The sequence below is a fragment of the Azospirillum sp. TSO5 genome (genome assembly GCF_003116065.1).
Lineage (GTDB): Bacteria > Pseudomonadota > Alphaproteobacteria > Azospirillales > Azospirillaceae > Azospirillum.
In genome coordinates, this window is sequence record NZ_LGQY01000183.1 from 1 (window position 1) to 4,885 (window position 4,885).

2 protein-coding genes are annotated in these 4,885 nt (G+C 68.8%); one reads left to right on the forward strand and one right to left on the reverse strand.

Annotated features, from left to right (window positions below; translation table 11 throughout):
- Positions 1-1,316 (reverse strand): tetratricopeptide repeat protein (locus TSO5_RS31790; protein WP_247871066.1); only part of this gene is annotated, 1,316 nt, incomplete at its 3' end.
- A 624-nt stretch (positions 1,317-1,940) separates the two neighbouring features.
- Here TSO5_RS31790 and TSO5_RS31795 point away from each other — a divergent pair.
- On the forward strand, positions 1,941-4,885 hold a 2,945-nt coding region (locus TSO5_RS31795; protein ID WP_146203886.1), incomplete at its 3' end, for a calcium-binding protein.

The window sequence follows — 4,885 nt, forward strand, 5'->3', positions numbered from 1 at the left end:
ATGCCGACCTTCAGTCCGCTCAAGCCTGCCAGCCGCTCGCCCCAGCGCGCCACCAGATCGGGTTCCGCCGTCAGGTAGGGAACGCGGTGGGGGATGGTGTCCATCTGGGTCCCGAACACCTCGCCCAGGCTCAGCATCGGCAGATGCAGGTCGAAGGCGTCGGTGGGAAGCTGGCCGCTGACGAAGCGCTCGACGCCCGGCAGCCCGGCCATCACCCGCTGCAGCGGGGCCGGCAGGCCCAGGAGCACCCGGCCGCCGCGCGCCGCCACCAGGGGGACGTAGCGGCAGAACTGCAGGGCGTCGCCCAGCCCCTGTTCGCCATGCAGCAGGATGCGGCGGCCTTCCAGCGGCTCGCCGTTCCAGCGCGGCTTGGGCATGGCGGCGTGGGTGGGGGCGTCCTTGCAGCGCAGCCGCCACTCATACTCGCGCCAGCCCTCTTCGAAGCGGCCGGCGACCAGCAGGGCCATGCCGAGGTTGCGGCGGGCGTCCGGGCTGGCCGGGTCGATCGTCATGGCGCGGCGGAAGCCGGTGACCGCCTCGTTCACCCGGTTCTGGTTCAGCCGGGCGTTGCCATGGTTGGCATAGCCGCCGGCGAAGCCCGGATCGACGGCGACCGCGCGGGCATGGGCGCGCGCCGCTTCCTCCAGACACCCCTGCTCCTGCAGGGCAAGGCCGAGGCTGGTGTGGCCGGCGGCGAAATACGGATCCAGCGCCACGGCATGGCGGTGACAAGCCATCGCCCTGTCCGCCCGGCCCAGCCCGCGGAGCGCGATGCCCATGTTGTTGCAGGCGGCGGCGTGGGCAGGGTCGATGGCCAGCCCGCGGCGATAAGCTGCGACGGCATCGTCCAGCGCATCGCGTTCCTGCAGGACGTTGGCCAGTCCGTTGTGGCCTTCCGTCGCCATCGGGTCGACGCGGATGGCGCGGCGATAGGCTCGTTCGGCCTCGGCGGAGCGGCCCTGCCCGCGGTGCAGCGCGCCCAGGCTCTCATAGGCGGCGGTCAGCCCCGGCCGCAGGGCGATGGCACTGCGGTAGGCCGCCGCCGCTCCCTGCCCGGACCCGAAGTCGCGCAGCATGTTGCCAAGATTGAGGCGCGGCTCCGCCATGGCGGGATCGAGGCGCAGCGCGCGGGCCAGCAGGCGCAGCGCGGCACCGCCCTGGCCGGCGCGCCGGACGGCCAGCCCCATCAGATGCAGGGCGTCGGTCTGGTCGGGTGCGATCTCGATGATGCGGCGGTAGATGCGGGCCGCAACGGCGATCTGGCCGCTTTGGTGGTGCCGCACCGCCGCGGCGAGTGCCTCCTGAATGGTCGCCATGCTTGATCGATCGTCCCTGTCGGTCCTGCGGCATCGGTTCTGCAGCCTGCCGATCCGGCCGCCGGAACGGAATAGCGGGTGTTCCCGAATTCTCCAAGCGTGATCCTGGTCGCACATGCATCCGCGCTGGGACGGCGGCGGCAATACTGTCCGTATTATGAAATTGTAACGATGATGACTACATAGGCTTAAGCCAGGCCGCGGCGGGCGAAGTGACGGTGATCGGGAAAGCTGTGTAAATGCTCACCGACGGAGATGCGAGTCGAGTGGAAGGGAAGCCTGCATCCCAGGCGCGGCGGCGGCGGATTGCGGAACCGTGGGTACCACCAACTTCAAACCTGCCTGTTGCGAATTGGCCATACCGGGTATTTCGGCAGATTTTCCAAACACTTGCCGATGAGGGCGTAGGAGTGGGATATGGCCCTTAAGGGACTGTCCGTCCGGTCAGGCGTTTCGCCCTACCCACTTCGGTAGAAACGCGTTGCTTTGGGTCCATTCCTTCGGATAACAAGGGCACGGTGTGTTAGCTCGCGCTAGGACTGACTCTGCCTGCCATCAGCCGAGCGTGACGCGCGCCTTAAAGATGGTTCATCCGCCGGCGAACCAAACCTGAAGGGGATTAGTATGGCTGGAACCTTTACCGTAACGACGGGTTCAACCCTAACACTAGGTACATTCTCAACGATCATCGGCAGCTCTGGTACGGACGTCATCACGCTTCAGACCGCCGGCAACACGCTGTCGATCTCGGCGCTGGAAACCCTGATCGGTACCACTGGTACCGAGTTCATCTCGCTGACGGCCGGTTCCACCCTGCAGGTTTCGCTGCTGGAAACCCTTGTCGGCAGCAGCACGACTGACGTGATTTCGGTCGGCACGTCCGGCTCGACGATGCTGGTGTCTTTGCTTGAGACGATCACCGGCGGCGCGGGCACGGATGTCGTCACGCTGGAAACCGCCGGCAACACGCTGCTGGTTTCGGCTCTCGAGACGCTGACGGGCGGCACGGGCACCGATGTCGTCACGCTGGGCACCGCCGGCAACACGCTGCTGGTTTCGGCTCTCGAGACGCTGGCTGGCCAGGGCGGCACGGATGTCGTCACGCTGGGCACCGCCGGCAACACGCTGGTGATTTCGGCTCTCGAGACGCTGACGGGCGGCGCGGGCACGGATGTCGTCACGCTGGGCACCGTCGGCAACACGCTGCTGGTTTCGGCCGTCGAGACTCTGTTCGGCGAGACCGGCATCGACGTCGTTACGCTGGCCTCCGGCGGCAACACTGTCGCGGTCACGGCTCTCGAGACGCTGATCGGCGCCGCGGGCACCGACATCGTCACGATGGGCAACGCCGGCAACACGCTGCTGATCTCGGCCATCGAGACGCTGACCGGCGGCAACGGCACCGACGTCGTCACGCTGGCCTCCGGCGGCAGCACCATCCTGGTCTCCGGGCTTGAGACGCTGGCCGGCGCCGCGGGCACCGACATCGTCACGCTGGGCGCCGTCGGCAACACGCTGCTGGTTTCGGCCGTCGAGACGCTGACGGGCCAGGGCGGCACCGACGTCATCACGCTGGCCTCTTCGGGCAACACCATTCTGGTGGCGGGTCTCGAGACCCTGATCGGCGGCCTGGGCTCCGACATCGTCACCCTCGGCACGGCCGGCGGCACCATCGCCACCTCCCGTCTCGAGACGGTGATCGGTTCGTCCTTCAGCGACGTCATCGGCCTCGGCACCACCGGCAACACGCTCTCGATCCTCGCGGTCGAGACGATCACCGGCCTGACCGGCACCGACGTCGTCACCATCGGCTCGGCCGGCAACACCGTCCTGGTGGCCGGGATCGAGACGCTGACCGCCGGCGCGGGCACCGACATCGTCACCATCGGCACCACCGGCAGCACCCTGCTGGTCAACGCCGTCGAGACGCTGACGGGCCAGAGCGGCACCGACGTCATCACGCTGGGCTCGGGCGGCAACACCGTCACCGCCTCGCTGCTCGAGGTGATCACCGGCAATTCCGGTTCGGATCTGGTCTTCCTCGGCACGGCCGGCAACACCACCACCGTTTCGGCGATCGAGACCCTGGTCGGCGGTGCGGGCACCGACATCGTCACCATCGGCACCACCGGCACCACCATGCTGGTGCGCGCGGTCGAGACGCTGACGGGCCAGACCGGCACCGACGTCATCACGCTGGGCAACACCGCCAACACGCTGGTCGTCGGCGGCATCGAGACGCTGACCGGCGGCACCGCCAACGACGCCGTCACCATCGCCACCACCGGCAGCACCCTGCTGGTCTCGGCGGTCGAGACGCTGACGGGCCAGAGCGGCACCGACGTCATCACGCTGGGCGCGGGCGGCAACACCGTCACCGCGTCGCTGCTCGAGACGCTGACCGGCGGCGCCGGTTCGGATCTGGTCTTCCTCGGCACGGCGGGCAACACCACCACCGTTTCGTCGGTCGAGACCCTGGTCGGCGGTGACGGCAACGACGTCGTCCTGACCGGCACCATCGGCGCCACCATGCTGGTGCGCGCGGTCGAGACGCTGACGGGCCAGACCGGCACCGACGTCATCACGCTGGGCGACACCGCCAACACGCTGGTCGTCGGCGGCATCGAGACGCTGACCGGCGGCACCGCCAACGACGTCGTCACCATCGCCACCACCGGCAGCACCCTGCTGGTCTCGGCGGTCGAGACGCTGACGGGTCAGACCGGCACCGATGTCATCACGCTGGGCGCGGGCGGCAACACCGTCACCGCGTCGCTGCTCGAGACGCTGACCGGCGGCGCCGGTTCGGACCTGGTGTTCCTCGGCACGCTCGGCAACACGCTCTCGGTGTCGGGCATCGAAGTCCTGATCGGCGGCAGCGGTTCCGACGTCGTCGCCCTGGGCACCGCCGGCAACACGGTTCTGCTGCGCGGCCTTGAGACCCTGGTGGGCGCTGCCGGCAGCGACGCCATCACGCTGGGCGACACCGGCAACACCCTGTCCGTCTCGGCTCTCGAGACGCTGACCGGTGGCACCGGCTCCGACGTCGTCCTGCTCGCCGCCGCTGGCAACACCCTGCTGGTTTCGGGTCTGGAGACGCTGGCTGGCGCCGGTGGCTCCGACGTCGTCACGCTGGGTTCGGCCGGCAACACCGTGCTCGCCACGGCTCTCGAGACGATCGCCGGCGGCGCCGGCACCGATGTCCTCAACATCGGCACCTCGGGCAACACCCTGTTCGTCTCGGCTCTCGAGACGCTGACCGGCGGCACGGGCACCGATGTCGTCACGCTGGGTTCGGCCGGCAACACCCTGTTCGCCAACCTGCTCGACACCATTGCCGGCGGCACTGGTTCGGACGTGGTCTTCCTCGGTACCGCTGGCGGCGCTCTGCTCGCTTCGGGCCTGGAGATCCTGGTCGGCGGCACGGGCACCGACGTCGTCACGCTGGGCACGGCGGGCAACACCGTCCTCGTCCGCGGCATCGAGACGCTGACGGGCCAGACCGGCACCGACGTCGTCACCATCGGCGACACCGGCACCACCATGCTGGCTTCGGGTCTGGAGACGCT